This is a genomic window from Enterococcus dispar ATCC 51266 (assembly GCF_000406945.1).
GTDB lineage: Bacteria > Bacillota > Bacilli > Lactobacillales > Enterococcaceae > Enterococcus_C > Enterococcus_C dispar.
On sequence record NZ_KE136354.1, the window covers coordinates 1,787,339 to 1,807,122 of the forward strand.

The 19,784-nt window shown below is 36.8% G+C and carries 11 protein-coding genes, 1 pseudogene and 1 other annotated feature; of the genes and pseudogenes, 3 read left to right on the forward strand and 9 right to left on the reverse strand.

Features of this window, described 5'->3' with window-relative positions; all coding sequences use genetic code 11:
* Nucleotides 1-491 precede the first annotated feature (491 nt).
* Nucleotides 492-929, reverse strand: a complete 438-nt coding sequence (locus RK01_RS08605; protein WP_016172907.1) for a hypothetical protein — start codon at nt 927-929, stop codon at nt 492-494.
* 141 nt (nt 930-1,070) lie between these two features.
* Here RK01_RS08605 and RK01_RS08610 point away from each other — a divergent pair.
* Nucleotides 1,071-3,817, forward strand: a pseudogene (locus RK01_RS08610) (cation-translocating P-type ATPase).
* A gap of 194 nt (nt 3,818-4,011) precedes the next feature.
* Here RK01_RS08610 and nhaC read toward each other — a convergent pair.
* From nhaC to metG, 6 genes are all read right to left on the reverse strand, one after another.
* A complete protein-coding gene (gene nhaC, locus RK01_RS08615; RefSeq protein ID WP_051113721.1) occupies nt 4,012-5,442 on the reverse strand; it encodes a Na+/H+ antiporter NhaC in 1,431 nt (476 codons plus the stop codon).
* Nucleotides 5,443-5,491: 49 nt separating this feature from the next.
* A complete protein-coding gene (tyrP, locus tag RK01_RS08620; protein ID WP_016172910.1) occupies nt 5,492-6,928 on the reverse strand; it encodes a tyrosine-tyramine antiporter in 1,437 nt (478 codons plus the stop codon).
* Nucleotides 6,929-7,005: 77 nt separating this feature from the next.
* The gene (gene tdc, locus RK01_RS08625) at nt 7,006-8,877 is read right to left on the reverse strand and encodes a tyrosine decarboxylase (protein WP_016172911.1); all 1,872 of its coding nucleotides are present in this window, start codon (nt 8,875-8,877) and stop codon (nt 7,006-7,008) included.
* A gap of 461 nt (nt 8,878-9,338) precedes the next feature.
* Nucleotides 9,339-10,595 carry a tyrosine--tRNA ligase gene (tyrS, locus tag RK01_RS08630; RefSeq protein WP_016172912.1) on the reverse strand — a complete coding sequence of 419 codons (1,257 nt, stop codon included), beginning with the start codon at nt 10,593-10,595 and terminating at the stop codon, nt 9,339-9,341.
* A 158-nt stretch (nt 10,596-10,753) separates the two neighbouring features.
* Nucleotides 10,754-10,954 (reverse strand) — a binding site (T-box leader).
* 297 nt (nt 10,955-11,251) lie between these two features.
* Nucleotides 11,252-13,924: a cation-translocating P-type ATPase gene (locus tag RK01_RS08635; RefSeq protein WP_016172913.1), complete on the reverse strand. Its 2,673-nt coding sequence runs from the start codon at nt 13,922-13,924 to the stop codon at nt 11,252-11,254.
* Nucleotides 13,925-14,266: 342 nt separating this feature from the next.
* Nucleotides 14,267-16,276 carry a methionine--tRNA ligase gene (gene metG / locus RK01_RS08640; protein WP_016172914.1) on the reverse strand — a complete coding sequence of 670 codons (2,010 nt, stop codon included), beginning with the start codon at nt 16,274-16,276 and terminating at the stop codon, nt 14,267-14,269.
* 297 nt (nt 16,277-16,573) lie between these two features.
* Here metG and RK01_RS08645 point away from each other — a divergent pair, with 297 nt between their 5' ends.
* Both RK01_RS08645 and RK01_RS08650 read left to right on the forward strand, forming a co-directional pair.
* A complete protein-coding gene (locus RK01_RS08645; protein WP_016172915.1) occupies nt 16,574-16,849 on the forward strand; it encodes a hypothetical protein in 276 nt (91 codons plus the stop codon).
* Between the two features lie 19 nt (nt 16,850-16,868).
* Nucleotides 16,869-17,702 carry an NUDIX domain-containing protein gene (locus RK01_RS08650; protein ID WP_016172916.1) on the forward strand — a complete coding sequence of 278 codons (834 nt, stop codon included), beginning with the start codon at nt 16,869-16,871 and terminating at the stop codon, nt 17,700-17,702.
* Between the two features lie 175 nt (nt 17,703-17,877).
* On the opposite strand, the gene RK01_RS08655 is transcribed toward RK01_RS08650, so the two are convergent.
* The gene (locus RK01_RS08655) at nt 17,878-18,810 is read right to left on the reverse strand and encodes an RNA-guided endonuclease TnpB family protein (RefSeq protein WP_016172917.1); all 933 of its coding nucleotides are present in this window, start codon (nt 18,808-18,810) and stop codon (nt 17,878-17,880) included.
* A 302-nt stretch (nt 18,811-19,112) separates the two neighbouring features.
* Complete coding sequence (locus RK01_RS08660; RefSeq protein WP_016172918.1) at nt 19,113-19,670, reverse strand: aminoglycoside 6'-N-acetyltransferase; 558 nt, start codon at nt 19,668-19,670, stop codon at nt 19,113-19,115.
* Between the last annotated feature and the right edge of the window lie 114 nt (nt 19,671-19,784).

Consider the following 19,784-nt stretch of genomic DNA (forward strand, 5'->3'; position numbering starts at 1 on the left):
CAATGGAAAAAGGAGTAATTACTCTCAAATGGAGTAAAATGAAAAATAAAAAGGTTGTTGTTGGTTATGTATTTAATATAAACGACAACGTATTTTTTGTCATAAAAATAACGTTATAGTTAAATTAGATAACTCTCGTTTTGCTAATACAACTGTCCTTTCAAGGTTGGCTTCAGTTTTTTCTAGGCTGCAAATGTTTATTTTTGTTTAAAAAATGCATGTCTGGAACTCTACAATCACCAATTTATTTGTAAAAAAAGAGCGAAGTGTACCATAAAGAAAAGCGAAAAGCAGCGGGTAGCGCTGCATGTACCAGACGACTAAAAAGCGAAACAAACGCAGTTAACTATTTCGCCTCAACGCCACTGAGTAGATCCCCCTATTTCTGGAGAGGAGGATATCATTCCTTTTACTTATAAAGAAAGAAACTTGAAAAATCGAAATTCAATTTTTCAAGTTTCTCTTTTGCTAAAAAATAGCAGATTTAGCTTTTATTTTTTACCTAGTAGCAAATTGGTCATCCGTTGAATTGAAAATGAAATTTCATCTGTTGCTTCATCTTGTTTTTCTTCGGCCGCATTAAAAGCTGGGGTATCAATTCCTTGTGCAGTTTGTAAGCTGGCAATCATTTCATCACAGCCAGCCACGTATTTCTCATAAGAACGTTGAAATTTTTTATGGATTCCCATTACTTTAGCGGGCGGACGTAATTTTTCAATTTGTGCCAGCATGGCTTTGTATTTTTTGGTGCCAGCTGTAAAGACATCTACCACTTCAGTAATTTTCTCTGGGGTTAATTCAGTTAATGTGTCCGCATCAATGGCAGCACGAATAATTTCATAATGAGGGTTCATTTCTTCCCCAATTTTTTCAGTATCTTGTACGATATCATTAATATTTTGGACATAATAACCAAGATTTGGTCTCACAGTTATTCCTACTTTCTTTTTTGGTGATAATTTCATTTTAGCGGTTTTTCTACTAATAAGAAAGTATTCTCGAAAAAAAGGGTTATTTTTTGCATTTTTTTTAAGAGTCTTGGAAAATATAGGCAAAGGTGGTGATGTGAGATGACACAAACAAAATCACTACAAGAATATGCCAAAATAAGCAGTGAAGATAGTTTCGCAAAGATAGATAGTTCAAAAAGTGGGCTTACCGATCAAGAAGCCCAAAAAAGAATGGAAAAATATGGTAAAAATGTGATTGCAACCACACAAAGGCAGTCTATGCTCAAAACATTTTTGACCAATTTTACCAGTATGATGGCCATTTTACTATGGATTGCCGGCTTTATTGCCCTTTTAACTGGCACGCCAGAATTAGGGATTGCGATTTGGCTCGTTAACATCATTAACGGCGTCTTTAGTTTTTGGCAACAATATCGCGCGCAACAAGCCACAAGCGCACTTCAAAAGTTGCTACCCAGCTACGTTAAAGTCGTGCGAAACGGCCAATCAAATAAAATTTTAGCTTCTGAATTAGTCCCAGGTGATATTGTTACCTTAAACAGCGGGGACAATATTCCCGCTGACGGTCGTTTACTAACCGCTGACAGCTTAGAAGTCAATCAATCTTCATTAACGGGAGAATCTACTACTGTCAATAAAGAAATCGATATTCAAACAGAGGAAGCCCTTAAGCGTGCTGGTAAATATGCCGAAGCAAATTTAGTTTATGAAGGAACTTCTGTGGTTAACGGCAGTGGCGTGTTTGTCGTTTTAGCTACTGGGATGGCAACTGAATTTGGACAAATCGCCTCTTTAACAACTTCTGTAACCGATGTGAAAAGTCCTTTGCAAAAAGAACTGGATATTTTAACTCGTCAGCTTTCAATGATTGCTATTGTGATTGGTATTTTATTTTTTATTGCTGCAGTCTTTTTTGTTGGTTATCCTTGGGCAAAAGCATTTATTTTCGCGCTCGGAATGGTCGTAGCCTTTATTCCAGAAGGATTACTGCCAACAGTTACACTGTCTTTAGCGATGGCGGTTCAAAAAATGGCAAAAAAGAATGCTTTGGTTAAACATTTGAATAGCGTGGAAACACTAGGTGAAACAACAGTAATTTGTTCAGATAAGACCGGAACTTTAACCAAAAATGAAATGACAATTGAAAAAGTATGGCTCCCGAATGCAAACTATACAGTGTCTGGTACCGGCTATGAGCCAAACGGTATCGTCAAAAAAGGCGCTAAACGAATTGATCTGTCTCAAGAAAAAGATTTGCTCCAACTATTGCGCATTGGCAGTTTATGTAATGATTCTGCCATCGAAGAAAAAAACGATTACTATCAACTCGTTGGCAGCCCCGATGAAGGTAGTATTCTCATTTTGGCTGCTAAAGCGGATTATGATTTAATTGATGAACAAAAAGATTATCCCCGAAAAAGTGAACTACCCTTTGACTCAAAACACAAACGTATGTCCACCATTCACACTCATGATAATCAGCAATACGTTTTTACCAAAGGTGGGATTACCGAAGTTTTAAGCTGTTGTCAGAACTATTTAAAAAATGGGCAGATTGCTCCATTAGACGACACCCTCAAAAAACAAATCTTGACTCAAAATGACAGTTTTGCCAAAGATGGGTTACGAACCTTAGCTTTTGCCTATCGTCCGTTAAAATCTAACGAAGAATTGACGATTGAAAATTGCGAACAAAATTTGATTTTTGTTGGTATTACCGCCAGCCAAGATCCACCACGAGAAAATGTGATGGATGCGATTCAAAAATGCCACGATGCGGCCATTCGCATCATTATGGTAACCGGAGATTATGGACTAACCGCTGAAAGCATCGCACGGAAAATCGGCATTGTAAAAAGTGACGATGTCCGGGTCATTACCGGTGATGATTTAGCTGCCATGAGCGAGGCGACTTTAAAAGAAAATTTACGTCATGAAATCATTTTCGCTCGGGTGGCCCCTGAACAAAAATATCGCGTCGTTTCCACACTGCAAAGTTTAGGTGAAGTAGTCGCTTCAACTGGTGACGGGGTGAATGATGCTCCAGCATTGAAAAAAGCCGACATTGGTGTTGCCATGGGCATTACTGGCACAGATGTTGCAAAAGAAGCCGCCGATATGATTTTAACCGATGATAATTTCACTTCAATTGTTAATGCGATTGAAGAAGGACGCACTGTTTACAACAATATTCGCAAATTTTTACTTTATATTTTAAATAGTAATATGCCTGAAGCAATTCCTTCATTATTATTTTTAATATCAAAAGGTACCATTCCTTTACCTTTAACGGTTATGCAAATTTTGACCATCGATCTTGGTACAGATATGCTGCCCGCATTAGGTTTAGCTACGGAACAAACTGAAGCAGGGACAATGAAAAAGCCACCACGGAAACAGTCTGAACACTTGTTAACCAAACAGATTATTTTAAAAGCATTTGCTTGGTATGGCTTGTTGGCTTCCCTTATTTCCATTGGTGCTTACCTTTTTGTGAACCACTTAAACGGCTGGCCCTCTGTCGCATTAGCATCAAATGGTAAAGTTTATGCCATGGCTACCACCATGACATTAGCGGCAATTGTTTTCTGTCAAATCGGCGCTGTTTTTAACTGTCGTACTGAAAAACAATCATTGTTCCAAATTGGCTTATTTTCAAATAAGCGCATTTTAGGTGGAATCATTTTTGAAGTGATCTTAATCACATGCTTGATGTATCTTCCTTTCTTACAAAAATTATTCGGGACCCGGGCATCCAATTGCAAGATTGGCTATTTCTAATTTGTATCCCGCTCCCACTTATCTTGATTGAAGAAATCCGCAAAAAAATTATTCGTCGTCATTAAATTTTATGCTTCAAGAAGAAGTTGTGCCAGAAGTGATCAGTTGAAAGAAGTAAGAGGGAATTTCAAGAAAATTGCTGCTCAAATTTTTGCAAGATTTCCGCTTATTTTCGAAGAAGCTGCTTTTGGAGTGCCATTGATTCATAAAAAAGGAGGTGTGACAAAACATTTGTCACACCTCCTTTTCATTTCCATTTTTAATTTACTGGATGGGTTGCCTGCGTATGCCGTTGATTTAAAAGAAAACCTACCACAATCGTAATCACTGGAGCCAATAAAGGGAAAAAGGCAAAAGGTACATATTCCATCGCACTTACTTTCAAAGTCCCCGCAATAAAGGTACCGCTGACGCCCCATGGAATTAAGGCATTTACGCTCGCGCCGGCATCCGCTAGCGTTCTAGTTAAATAGCGTTTGTCTAACTTCGCTGTTTCAAAAGATTTTTTAAAGGTTTCCCCCGGTAAAATCACAGATAAGTATTGTTCACCTACGATAATGTTTACGCCAATACTACTTAGTGCAGTCAAACCAATTAAACGAGAAGGTCTATCCATCTTATTTTTCAACGCTTCCACAATGTTTTCCACTATTTTATATTTTAACAATAAGCCACCTAAGGCTAAAGCTAAAATAATCAAGCTAGCCGAACCGAGCATACTCATGATGCCGCCCCTGGATAAAAGCGTATTTAATTTTTCACTGTCGGTTTCTGCTTTAAAACCATTCATCAAAATATTGGCTACTCTTTGAACCGTTAGACTTTGGTCGTGAATAAAACTAATGACCACAGCCACAGTAGCCCCGGTTAAAAGGGTCGCAATCGCAGGAATTTTTTTTACTGCCATTACAAATAACACCACTAACGGAATTAAGGTCCAAGGTGAAATCCAAAAATTGTTTTGCATGCTCGTAATCATATCATTTACGCTGGTCAAATTCGCTGTTTTATTCGTATGACCTAAGAAAATATAAAGTAAAAAGCTAATCGCAAAGGCTGGCAAATCCGTAAAACGCATATTTGCGATATGTTGAAACAAATCGATTTCGCCAATACCAGCGGCCAAATTCGTTGTGTCCGATAAAGGCGAGATATTATTGCCCAAAAATGCCCCTGAAACGACAGCACCGGCGGTATAAGCATCGTGAAACCCCAAAATATGACCAATCCCTAAAAAAGCAATACCAATCGTTGAAATAGTGGTAAATGAGCTTCCAACTGTTAAACCCACAATCGAACAAACAACAAAAACTGTCGGTAAGAAAAAGCGAACTGAAATAATTTTAAAGCCATAGACCATAATAGTAGGAATCGTTCCGGCTAAAATCCAAGAAGCGACTAATACCCCAATTAATAAAAAGATAATAATGGGGATAATTCCAGGTGTAATCCCATTAATAATCCCCCCATGAATATCATCCCACGAAAATTTTTTCAGACGTCCATATAAAAGTAATAACATAAAAACAAATAAGATTGGAATATGCGGACTTAATTGAAATCCGATAATTAATATTCCGAGAATAGCTAACATGGCTGCTAAAATCGCAGCACTTTCTTTAGTAGAAATTTTTTTCACAACAATACCTTCTTTACAATTTATAAAAATAGGACAGGGTTTTGAATACATTAAAAAGCGCCCGGCCGCAAGGACTTACGACAGGACGCTTAGCAAGTTGTTAATGACTATGGTGCAAGTGGTCTGTAGAATTGTCACTAACAGCAACTTTCCAGTCATTTTTCTTAAAGTGATTAATGACCAAAGGAATAACAAACATCACAATTGCAATTGCTGCAACAAGTAATGCATTTGCTAAAGTAGAAGTTCTCAATGTAGCATAAGTAACAACTACAATTGAAAATAATAACATCAAGCTAACAACCCAAACAAAGGCGTTACCTTTTTTACCAATCCGGTAAGGACGAGCCATTTCAGGACGGTGTTTGCGCAATTCCAAAACAGAAATGGCAATTAAAACATAAACGATACAATAAACAATTGTTGTGGCATTTGTTAAAGTTAAGAAAACCGCACTAACGTCATCCATTACGCCATATAATAAAGCAAACAATGAAATGACAATGGATTGGGTTAAGACAACATTTTTAGAAACACCGTATTTGTTTTCTTTTTGGAAACCAAATTTTGGTGGTAAGAAACCTTCTCTAGCAACTTGAATAATTGTTTTTGAAGGACCGGTTACCCAAGCAGAAAGTTGTAATAATACCCCAATAAAGACCATGAAACTGAAAATATTGCCAATAATTGTTGGTAATCCTAAAATTTCGCAATAAATAATGATAGGTTGCGTAATATTAGCTAATTCCATTTTGCCTGCAGGAACCACATTTGCGACTAACATCGCATTAATAACATTTAATAAAACCAAACCAATTAAAGCGATGAAAACACCTTTTGTATAGTTCTTAGTTGAATCTTTTAATCGAGGCATATAAACAGAACTCATTTCAATACCAACGAAAATAAAGCTAATCCCAGCTAAATATTTTAATGTTTCAATATGTTGCAAGTCGGGTAATATTTTAGACCAAGAAAAATCACCTAAATAGCCATTTGAAACCAAGCCCACTTTGAAAAATGAAAATAGGCCTAAGACAAACATAACGACAACTGGAATATAAACTCCTAACCAAACACCGATGTTCCCACCAACTTTGGCCATATCAAATTTTAAATTCAAAATGGTAATAATCCAATAAATAATTAAAATACAAGCTAAAACAAACCAGTGATTATTGCCTAACGCAACATTACCAAATGTATTACCTAAAAGAGGCCCTAATGTAGAGGCAACCATTACCATTCCTGGGAACATTTGCACCCATAACAACCAAGCAACAACAAATCCCCATTTACTACCTAAAGCAGTTTTCACCCATAATTGTGGACCGCCTTCTTCTGGCAACATGGTAGAAAGTTCACCGGAAATCATTGAAATAGGGCCCGCAAAAAAGACAACAGCAAAAATTGAATAGAAAATTAACGTCCATCCAACGGCTGCTAAAGTTGGGATACTACGAACTGTGGCACACAATGCCATTGTCAGTCCGATAAAAGTACCCAAGCTAATTTTATTAATATCTGACTTACTCACTTTTGACACGCTCCTTAAAATTGGACCGCAGTCGATCAGTTGCCAGACGGCAACTGATCCTGCCGTCTACTAACTGATTAGTGTGCTGAATGTACTAATTTTTCTGCATAGATTTTTTCCAATTTTTCTTGAAGCGCAACTTTAATTTTTTCAGCATATTCTTCAAAGTTTTCTTCTTTGTTCATGTATGGTGTCATAACGCTGGCACGTAAAACGGTAACTTTTTCAACCCGGCGCCATTCTGCATCTGAAAAACCAAGTTGGTTCACAAATTGTAATGGGCTATCACCATAATCCGGAATAGCAAAGTCGGTATGAGAAGTTAAGAATTCATTGCCGTAAATGCTACCTTTGACATATGAAGAATAGTCATAAACATCATGATTTAATTTGTTCATCGCTTCTAAGTCATCGTTGCCTTTTTCTTTAAAGACATAATCCACCATGTTGAAATCAGGATAAGTTAAAGGATGTACTTCAATTTCTTTATCGCCAACTTTAAAGGATAAGTTGTTTAAGAAATTAAAGAAACGATGTGAGCCTTCGATTGATGCGCCCATTAATTTACCATAACCAGCAACGTTTAATGGCAATACATGATGTGCAGCCCAAACGCTGGCAGCTGTCGCACCGGCTTTAGAACCTTCTAAAATGTAAGCGCCAAGTAAGGCTGGAATATCAGCACCTTTTTCAAATACATATGTTGCAAAGTATGAGATAACGTCGCGCATGCGGATATCTTGGATAACAATCCCACCAGCTGAATAAGGAACATAGCCCATTTTATGTGGGTCAATTGTGACAGATTCAGCTTCTTCAATGGCACGATAAGCGTTATAAACTTCTTCTAAAATATAATTTTTATTTTCAGTGAAAACACCTTTTTCAAAATGAACATCTTTTAGATTTTCAAAAGGAATGAAGTCATTGTTTTCATCTAAGAAAATAGCACGACCATAACCACCATAAGCAGCATCGACATGTAAATAGAAGTAAATGCCGTCTTTAGCTAAAACATCACGTAAAGCAGCCATTTTATCAATTGGGTCGATGGCACCTTCTTCAGTTGAACCAACAACACCGACTACACCTAAAATTGGTGTTTGTTCTGCAGCTAATTGACGCACGATTTTTTCTAATTCGTTTACGTCTAAGCGATAGTTGTGATCTACAGGTACAGGAATAACTTGATCTAAACCAATCCCGATAATATCTGCAGCTTTTAACCATGAATAGTGTTTTGTTTGTGGCACTAACCATTTTCCTAATTTTTCTAAGTTTTTACCACTACGAGCAGAAGCAGCTTTAATATCGTCAATCTTTTCTGGTACGCTTTCTAATAAGTCCATAATTTCTTTTGTAGACATATTTAAAAGTTCCCATTCAGATTTACCGCTAACTAATTCTGGTGTTACTTCTTTCATAGCAAGTGGCAATGATTTGATGTTGCGGGCATACCATAAACCTTCTAAGTTTGCTAGTGAACCGTCAGCAACGATATGTCCCCAACCATTTTTATAGCTCATTAAGTGGGCAAATTCATGTCCTACTTCTTCTTCCATTTGGCTTGTTGCTGGTGATGACTCATAAGCCACGTTGTTCCCATTCCAAAGCATAGCAAAATTGTAAGCTAGTAAAGAAGGCATTAATGTTTCTGAGTTCATATGTCCCCAGTAACGGCCTGCAGTATGCCATGGCACAGAATGACTGCGCATGCGAGAAGAAATTTCTGATAAAACATCTTCCATTTTGTTGACAGTGTTTTTAAAACTTTCACTGCTTTTTTCTTCCGGCGTAATAATTGGCATGTCTTGTGGCATGTAGTTTTGACGCCAGCCTAAATGCTCGTCTACTAATTCATTTAACAAAGCTTTGTAAATTTGGCCATTTTCAGCTTTGTCCCCAATAAATAGGGCATTTAGATTCAAATCGTTTCCTTGTTCACTCATGATGAACTCCTCCTAAAAAAGTATTGATAAAAATTTTGTCGTTTGTAGGTTACACCTGTTTTTTTTAAAAGTAAAATCAAAACTTGCTCCTTTTCTAATCAATTTCTTAATTATTAAATTGTTTTAAAGTTATAGTCAATTGCGAGAATTTAATAAAGGAAAAAGTGGCTTGTTTTTTATCTGAAAATTCAAAACAAGAAAATAACCACAGTTATTTATTTGTTTAAAATTATCTGTCTTTTCCCCTTTCGTGAATTAATTTGAATTAAGCCTCATTGTTATGGCAAATAACTTTGTGAAGTGATTTTAATTTAGCTACGATAAAAAAAAGCGCGGCCTGTAAAGACAGGTCGCGCGCTCTCGTAACGTATTAACAGTGATTTTTACTTTTTTAAGACCAGTTCATCATTTGAATTGGAAAATGAAAACCATTGTTTTTCAAGGCAAAAAATTATTAAATTCTAATTTAATACTTTGGCCAAAAAGTATTTTTTCTTGCCTTTTCTTATCACAACGAATTTCCCTTCGAAATGATCAGATGGTGTTACGACAAAATCTAAATCAGTGATTCGATCACCGTTAATACTTATAGCTCCGTTTGAAACATCTTCTCGTGCTTGACGTTTAGATGGTTCAATGTTAGTTGCTACTAATAATTCCACGATGTTTACAGATTCGTTGGAAATTTCAACCGTCGGCATTTTACCAAAGCCTTGTTCGATTTCAGTAGCATTTAAATCTTTGATATTACCAGAAAATAGTGCTTCGGTAATTTTTTGTGCTTCTTTTAAATCTTCTTCGCTATGAACAAAGCGAGTAACTTCTTCAGCTAGACGACGTTGTGCTTCGCGTTTTTCTGGTTCAGTGGCAACTTTTTGTACCAAAGCATCAATTTCTTCTTTATCTAAGAAAGTAAAGAATTTCAAGTATTTAATGACATCACGATCATCTTGGTTCAACCAGAATTGGTAGAATTCAAATGGTGAAGTTTTCTTAGGATCTAACCAAACAGCACCGCCGGCAGTTTTACCGAATTTGGTACCATCTGCTTTTAACATTAATGGAATAGTTAAACCAAAAGCTTCTGCTTCTGGGCCTTCCAATTTACGAATCAAATCAAGTCCTGCTGTAATATTGCCCCATTGATCTGCACCGCCGATTTGCAATTGCACACCGTAAGTTTTAAATAGGTGTAAAAAGTCGATGGATTGTAAAATTTGGTAAGTGAATTCCGTAAAGGAGATACCCACTTCTAAACGACTTGAAACAATATCTTTGGCTAACATTGTGTTGATGTTGAAGTTTTTACCGTAGTCGCGTAGAAATTCCAATAATGAAATCTTAGATAACCAATCAAAGTTGTTCACAAAGCTGATATTGGCATCTTTCCCAAATAATTTACGCATTTGATTGGATAACGCATCCACATTGTGTTGGACCGTTTCCATTGTTTGTAACGTTCTTTCTGTTGTACGACCACTAGGATCTCCGATTGTACCAGTCCCACCACCGATTAAAATATATGGACGGTGGCCCGCCAATTGAAATCTTTTCATCATCATGAAAGGAATTAAATGTCCAATGTGCATGGAATCGCCGGTTGGGTCGACACCACAATAAAGCGCAATGCTCTTTTCATCTACAAGTTTGCGTAGACCTTCTTCATTGGTTTGTTGGTTGATGGCATCCCGCCACGTTAATTCATCAATAATATTCATCTTGTTGACCTCCGTCTATATTTATGAAAGCAGTAAACTGCTGGCATAGCAAAATTAAGTTATGTTATTAAAAAATGTTTTTAAAGCGTTTTATGAAAGAGCAACCATTTAAAGTCCCTTAGAATTTTGAAGAACAAAAAAGTCCCTTGGCAAAATTGCCAAGGGACGAAAATTCGCGGTACCACCCAAATTATATGTTTTAAGATAAAACATATCACTCAAACATTTAACGCTGTCGCGTGGCTTTACGCCAAGACTCCGGAAATGTAATTCACACAATAGCGTGTACTGGTTTGCACCTCCACCAGCTCTCTTAAACAGGGGCTATTATCCTACTGTGTTTCCATCACAGTCATCATTTATTAATGTGTCTACATCATAAAACTGTAGAATCGGTTTGTCAACCAGAAAGACGTTATTTTTTTCAGAATAACATTTTATGAAAAAAAACAAGTCTGGATTATTCCCATAAAAAAAATGATTGTCACAGCATAATTATTCATGGTCAAAAAGTTGGGAAACTTCACTTTGACATCCATTTAAGCTCCACCAAATTTTTGTGCTGTCACTTATCAAATTGATTTTATAAAATAACAAAATAAAAGTATAGTTTTTATAAAAAAAAGCTGAAGGAATTTCCTTCAGCTTTTAAAATACTATTCTTTACCTGCTGCACGCTGGATTGCTTTAACGATTTCCACTACTGGAATAATCGCAAAGGAAGAACCAACGACAATACCCCATTGATATAAATCAAGATGAGCAACCCGGAATATATCATTTAAACCTGGAACAACAATAATGACCATCATTAAGAAAAATGAAAGTAAAATTGCCCAGTTAAAGGATTTGTTACGGAATGGTCCTACTTTGAATAAGGATTGATGAACAGATTTCACATTAAATGCATGGAACAATTGCATCAAACCTAATGTTGCAAAAGCCATTGTTAATGCATCACTATGGATTGCTTCATACGTCGCATGAACTGGCCATTGAATAGCAGACCAATATACAAACAAGACCGTAGCAGCTTCTAAAATCCCTTGATAGATAATACTTGAGAATACGCCCCCAGAGAATAAGTTGGAGTTACGCCCCCGTGGTTTATGGCTCATTAAATCTTTTTCAGCTGGTTCCATCCCTAACGCAATGGCAGGGAATGTATCTGTAACAAGGTTAATCCATAATAAATGGATTGGCAATAATGTATCCCAATTTAACATTGTGGCAATAAATAATGTTAAAACTTCCCCTAAGTTAGCAGCCAATAAATATTGTACTGCTTTTTGAATATTGGAAAAGACTTTGCGGCCTTCTTCAACAGCCACAACGATTGTGGCAAAGTTATCATCTGCTAAGACCATATCGGAAGCACCTTTAGAAACTTCGGTACCGGTAATCCCCATACCAACACCAATATCAGCTTGTTTCAGCGCTGGCGCATCATTGACACCATCACCGGTCATTGCAACAACTTTACCTTCTTTTTGCCAAGCTTTAACGATACGAACTTTATGTTCTGGAGATACGCGTGCATAAACAGAATAGTTAGCAACCTTTTGAGCAAATTCTTCATCAGACATTTGGTTTAATTCCGCCCCTGTTAAAACAGCAGCGTCATCCCCTGCTTTAATAATGCCAAGGCGGGCAGCGATTGCTTCTGCAGTATCTTTGTGATCGCCTGTAATCATAATTGGACGAATCCCCGCAGATTTGGCAACTTTGACTGCATCAGCTGCTTCTGAACGTTCTGGGTCAATCATCCCCACTAAACCAGCAAAAATCAAATCATTTTCTACTACTTCTGATTGTAAGTCAGTTGGAATAGCATCCACATATTTATAGGCCATACCTAAGACACGTAACGCTTGTTTGGCCATATCTTTATTGTTGTCCAAGATTTTTTGTTCTTCAGCATTTGTCATTGTTTTTACTTCTTCAAATACTTGATATTGTGTACAGCGTCCAAGTAAAACATCAGGTGCACCTTTAACAGCAACGAGATAGCGACCATCTGCTTCTTGGTGAATTGTAGACATCAATTTACGTTCTGAATCAAAAGGAAGTTCAGATACGCGAGGTTCTTTGGCTACTTTTTCAGTAACGTTAAAGCCTTGATCTTGCCCAAATTTTACTAAAGCCGTTTCAGTTGGATCACCAATTAATTCACCTTCTTGGCTGAATTTTGTATCATTGGCGTAATTCATAATTTTAAGGGCCATATTATTATCTGGAATATGCTCACTTGATGGATATTGACGATCATTAGTATAAAGCTTTTCGATGGTCATTTGGTTCAAAGTCAACGTACCCGTTTTATCAGAAGCAATAATATCTGTTGAACCTAACGTTTCTACAGCTGGTAATTTCCGAATAATTGAATTACGTTTTGCTAAAACTTGTGTTCCTAAAGCTAAAATAATTGTCACAATTGCAGGCAATCCTTCTGGAATCGCAGCAACGGCAAGAGATACTGATGTTAACAACATATCCATCCAAGGAGTCCCATTAATTAATGTTCCAAACAAGAACATAATTACGGCAATCACTAAAATTGCAGCTGTTAAGAATTTACCCAAGTGATTCAAATTATTTTTTAGTGGTGTTTCTGTTTCATCAGCAGCTGCCAACATTCCAGCAATCTTACCAACTTCAGTATTCATCCCGGTGTTAACCACAACACCCTTACCACGGCCATAGGTAACATTACTATTGGAATAAGCCATATTAATTCGGTCACCAATTCCAATTTCATTACCTTCTAAAACTACCAATTCTTTTTCAACTGGGACAGATTCTCCTGTTAAAGCAGCTTCTTCAATTTTTAATGAGCTTGCTTCAATTAATCGCATGTCAGCAGGGACAACATCTCCTGCTTCTAACAACACGATATCCCCCGGCACAAGGTCTGTACTCTTAATGGATAACGCGTGGCCGTCACGCATGACATTAGCATTGGGAGTTGACATATCTTTTAAAGCTTCAATCGCGGCTTCTGCTTTTGACTCTTGCACGACACCCATCACAGCATTAATAATAACAACTAACAAAATGATGATAGAATCAACAGGTTCGTGGGGCGCAGAGATAATAGCGGCAACTAGCAAAACTAAAATCATTAAGTCTTTGAACTGTTCAAAGAACTTTTGCGCCATTGATTTTTTCTTGCCTTCTTCTAGCTCGTTTTCACCGTATTCACTTAGACGCTTTTTGGCTTCTGCGGCACTAAGACCGTCAGCAGTTGCATCTAACTCTTTTAGAACCTCTTCTGGCGTTTGGGAATAAAACGCTTGGCTCAACTGCTGTTTTTTGTTTTCTTCTGACAATTTTGTTCCTCCTTTGAAATTATCCTCCACAAGTCAGCTAAAAAAATAGACTTGTGTATGTGCGTAACATACATAAGTCTCACTAATTAAGGCAACACCAGAAAGTAAATTTCGGTTGGTGATGTTGCCGCAGCTCATGCTGCTAGTTACTCCCTCATGAAAACATATAAATACAAGGAATATTATATAGTAGAATGCACTCACGAGCAAATACTTTTAACGAAACTCCTGTGTGGAAGCGGAATTATTAACGACCTTTTTGAAAAAAATTCTAAATGCAATGAAATAAAAAAATATCGTGCTGCCTCGCTATTTAAAAGACAGAGACAACACGATTATTTTTTAAGCAATCACAGAACCATTTGGCATTTGTTTTGGTGCTTCTACAATCGCCAAGTTTCCTTTTTCATCTTCAGCGGACAAAATCATGCCTTGACTAATTTGTCCTCGCATTTTACGTGGTTTCAAATTTGCGACAATCACAACTTTTTTGCCAATCAATGCTTTGGGATCTGGGTAAAATTCTGCAATTCCTGACAAAATTTGGCGATCTTGGCTGTCGCCGGCATTCAGACGAAATTGCAGCAATTTATCTGCTCCCTTGACTTTTTGACAATCGATAACTTCTGCAACTTTTAATTCTACCTTGTCAAAATCATCATATTTGATTTGTTTGTCTTTGACAGAAATTAATTCAGTTTCTTCAGGCTCCCATTTTACTGCTTCTTCTGGGTTACTTACACCTTCAGTCATTTTCTTTTGAATATAAGCGACTTCCACTTCTTGATCCAAACGCGGGAAAATCGGTGTGCCTTTTGCGACAACTTTTGTATTGCGAGGAAACTCGCCAAAATGCAAATCTTTTAATTCCATTGTTTCAGCATCCAAACCTAGTTGTTGGAAAATTTTCTTTGGTGTTTCAGTCATAATCGGTTGTAACAAGATAGCTGCAATCCGCAGACTTTCAGCTAAATGCACCATGACACTATTTAATTCGGCTTGGCGTTCTTCGTCTTTAGCCAATACCCAAGGTTCGGTTTCATCAATGTATTTATTGGCTCGTGAAATTAAGGTCCAAACTTCTGATAAAGCAACACTAAATTCCATTTTATCCATTGCTTGATGATAACGACCAACTACATTTGCAGCTGTTGTCGATAATTCGCTGTCAAAAGCGGTCACTTTGGAAGCATAAGCTGGCACATTGCCTTCACAATATTTATTAATCATGGCAATAGTCCGGTTCAACAAATTACCTAAGTCATTAGCCAGATCGTAATTTACCCGAGCGACAAAATCTTCCGGAGTAAAAACACCATCAGAACCAAAAGGCATTGCTCGCAACAAATAATAACGCAATGCATCTAAGCCATAACGTTCGACTAACATTTCTGGATAGACAACATTTCCTTTTGACTTACTCATTTTGCCATCTTTCATTAACAACCAGCCATGACCAAAAATTTTCTTTGGTAATGGCAAATCTAAAGCCATCAACATAATTGGCCAATAAATGGTATGGAAACGTACAATTTCTTTACCAACCATATGCACATCAGCCGGCCAGTATTTATCAAATAAGGTGGTGTCTTGTGAACCATAACCTAAAGCAGTGATATAATTTGACAAAGCATCAATCCAAACATAAACGACATGTTTTGGATCGGATTTTACCGGAATTCCCCATTTAAACGTTGTCCGGGAAACAGCCAAATCTTCTAAACCTGGTTTAATAAAATTGTTAATCATTTCGTTTTTGCGTGATTCTGGTTGAATAAATTCTGGATGTTCATTGTAATATTCCAATAAACGATCTGCGTATTTACTCATGCGGAAAAAGTAAGACTCTTCTTTGACTAACTCTACTTCATGACCACTTGGCGCTTTACCACCAATTACTTTACCTTCTTCATCCCGATAAACTTCTGCTAATTGGGTTTCGGTAAAATATTCTTCATCAGAAACAGAGTACCAGCCTTCGTATTCTCCTAAGTAAATGTCACCTTGTGTTAATAATTGATCAAAGATTTTTTGAACAGCCGCTTTGTGGTAGTCGTCTGTTGTACGTATAAATTTATCGTAACTGATATCTAATGTCTTCCACAATTTTTGAATATCAGCTGCCATTTTATCTACGTATGTTTGTGGTTCAACACCTAATTCCAATGCTTTTTTCTCAATTTTTTGACCGTGTTCATCAACACCGGTTAAGTAAAAAACATCAAAGCCCATTAACCGTTTGTAACGTGCAACAGCATCACAGGCGATTGTTGTGTATGAATTGCCAATATGCAATTTGCCGCTGGGATAATAAATCGGTGTCGTAATATAAAAAGTTTCTTTTCCAGCCATGGATTTTCCTCCTAATAATAAAAAAGTGAAGATGACTTCTCCTTAGCCTTCCGCTTTTAGACCAAGCCGGCAAAATAGCGAAAATGGCTTCTAACGGTATTTTGACTAAGTTTATCACCTAAATTTTTGAGTACACATCACGTAAATGATTCTTAGCTAGTATACCACAATTCCAACTTTCTTTAAGTCCTTTTCCTTGCAAAAAAACATTGCCAAATACAAATCCCTGGATTTCACCGCCTTAAAAAAAATTTTTTTGGTATAATGAGAGAGATTAACGAAATTGAGGGAAATAATATGACTAAAAAACACCGTCTTTTAATCGCATTGATTACCGTTTTAACACTCTTTCATATGGTTTTTTGTGCTTTTTACAGCCGCCTATACGGCTACTTTAATTTACATGATAACTTGCAATCTTTTTTAACCACAATACTTATTATCCGTGGCATTTTATTAGGGGGGATTGCCTTTGCTGGCTTTATCAGCTTAAAGGACGAATCCCGTAAAACAACTCCTTTTTATCTGATTTTCTTTTTATTCAATTTGATTATTCCTTTTGTTTTTAATTAATAGTAGAGGTGAGCGCTTTATGCCAGAGTTTACAACAAAAGCTGAAGAAAAACATTATTACGAACAAGTTGCCACTGAAGAAGAGTTTCTTCAATGGTATAAAAAACAAGATCATCCAGAATATGAAAAACCTTCTTTAACAGTTGATATGGTATTAATGTGTTACAACAAAGAAGAAGAGCAATTAAAAATGCTTTTAATTAAACGAAAAAGTCATCCTTATCGTAATTCTTGGGCTCTTCCCGGCGGTTTTGTTATGCCAAACGAATCTACTGATGACTCAGTATTACGAGAAACACTGGAAGAAACTGGGGTAGAAATATCCAAGACAAATATTGAACAGCTGCATACTTTTAGCACACCTAATCGCGATCCCCGTGGCTGGGTCGTTACTGTCAGCTATTTGACATTTATTGGGGAAGAACCACTGAGTGCCGGTGATGATGCCGATGAAGTCCGTTGGTTTACGATGGAAAGAAAAGGGAGCGAACTTTATTTAACTAGTGGTCATGACGTTGAAATTATTTTGAACTTAAAATCAGGGATTTCTTCAGGCAGTGATTCTTTAGCATTTGACCACAGCCAAATTGTCTTAAAGGCCTTTAAACGCGTCGCCGAAAAAATGGAACATGAACCAAGAGTTTTACAAGTTTTAGGACCAACCTTTACTATTACAGAAGCTCGTAAAGTTTTTGCCAAATTCTGGGGGATGGATTTCAAAAGTATTGACCATTCCAACTTTAAAAAAGCCATGTTGCAATATTTTGACGAAATTGGTGAAAAACCCCTGGGGATTGGCCGTCCTTCTAAAATTTACCAATTAAAAAAAGACGTCCTTTCAACCAAATTTTAATTTTCAGCCTAAAAAAGCGTCATTGAAATCTTTCATTGCAAGAAATGATTGATTTAATGACGCTTTCTTTTTTAGGTTTATCATAATTAGTGGACGGATTCCTAGAAACAAAGTCAGACTTTTATATACCCTAGGCGATCACTGGAGTCCCTTCCAGTTAATAAGTGAGCGTATTTCAAATGACTTTTTCTGCTGCTGCGAAAATAACCTTTTTATCATACCAAGTAGCTTTATATTGTAGTTTGACCAAAAAATGTTGCCAATCTGTCAAGGTAAAGACGCCCTCTTGAATGTTGTGAGGTACTTTGATATATAAAAAATCATATTTTTTAATTAAGTGAAGGGATAATTCATCCATCCACGCTTTTTTTTGCTGCTGTTTATGATGATACAACTGTTGCACCTTTACTTTTTGTTTTTGATAATTTTGCGCTGCTGATAACTTCACCCCTCGTTGCTGCGCACTTTTAGCTTTGATTTCTAATTTACGTTTGGCCTTAGTAAGCTTATTTTCAACGTTTTTTTGACAAAGGGTGCGGAAAAAAACCAAGTCGCTTCCACTCACGAGCTGATCAGGTGAAAAATGCAAGGTAGTCGTTACATTAGTTTTAGGTAAAGGCGTTATCTGTTCTTCACATAACAAGGAGACAAAGAATTGCTGGCCATTTTTTGCCATAATAGTAGCTGATTTAATTTGACCTGTGACTGGGCGATGACAATGGACCGCAATGGGCTGTTTTAATTTAGGTACTTTCAGTAAATCATCTTTTAACCAGATTGTCTGTTTTTGATTATTGGTAGTGTAAGATTGCCAAACACTTTTTTTTAACTTCAATTTTGGATAACCACTCCGACCTTGATAATAGTTTTGAAAGGCGCGCTTCAAATTTTGCTGTGCATTGGCAAGCGCCAAACTATCGGTTACCTTTAAAAACAAAAATTCCTTTTTCAAACTGGCAGGGGTTAACTTTTTACTTTTTCCTCCACCGCTTTGCTGATGGTGCTTCAAAAGTGTGTTATAGGTGAAACGCACGCAGCCAAACGTTTGAATTAAAAATTCCTTTTGCTCATTTGTTGGATAAATGCGAAATTTATAAGCTTTTAGCACCGAAATGTCCCACACTTTCTCTGAAAATTTACTCTAAACAATCCACTTTTTTATTGTATGATAGTCCCATTCTTGCTGCATACAGGGAAAGCTCAAACACAACCAGATTTTTCTGAATATTTCGTCTTTTATCCTTGTGAATAATTTTAAAGAATCTTGCAAAAAATTGCAAGTGGGTTTTTCATTTAAAAAATACTCTGGCATTTTTTAAAGCAATCGCTATAGAAAAATACTCGAATTTTCTGTTGAGACATTTTGCTAAAAATGCCTTCAAAAGTTAATTCGAGTATTTTGGGTATAAGCTATTCATCTTCAGTTAATTCTTCAAAATCGCCGATTCGTTTGGACATAATAATATCTGGTTTAAACCAACCATTGGCATCGGGAATCACACCGGTAATTTGATACCCTAATTTCTCGTAAAAACTGTAAGGATGGGCTTTAAGATTTTTAATATTAGCGATTGCTTGCAACGGCTCATTATATAAATTCACTTGGCTTAAAGTCGTTTCATCATTTTCATCATCCGTGCCCAAATAAATAGTAATTCCGCCACGAGATGCAATTTCAGATTCTAAAAAAGAAACTAAACGAGCGCCAATTTTTTGACGTCTAAAATCTGCTACAACAACTAACGGGTGCATCTCCCAACCTGTTTGACCATATTGAGGAATGGCTCCTACAAAGCCGACTAAATCATCATCCACTAAAGCCGCCACTGCAATTCGCTCTGGTGCTAGTAATTTTTCAACTTCATTTTTTGCGGTCTGCCCATAGTCATTTGGCCAAGTCTTAGCTAAAAGATCCGCCAGTTGATCTTTTAAAATACGATTATCGCGTTCAAATTCTGTAATTAACATTGGCATACGCCTCCTGTAGTGTTACGGGTAGTTTACCAATAATTCAAAAATGGCGGAAATAAAATGACTTTTACCAGCTAAAAATTTGAAATAAAAAAAGCGGATTTCTCCGCT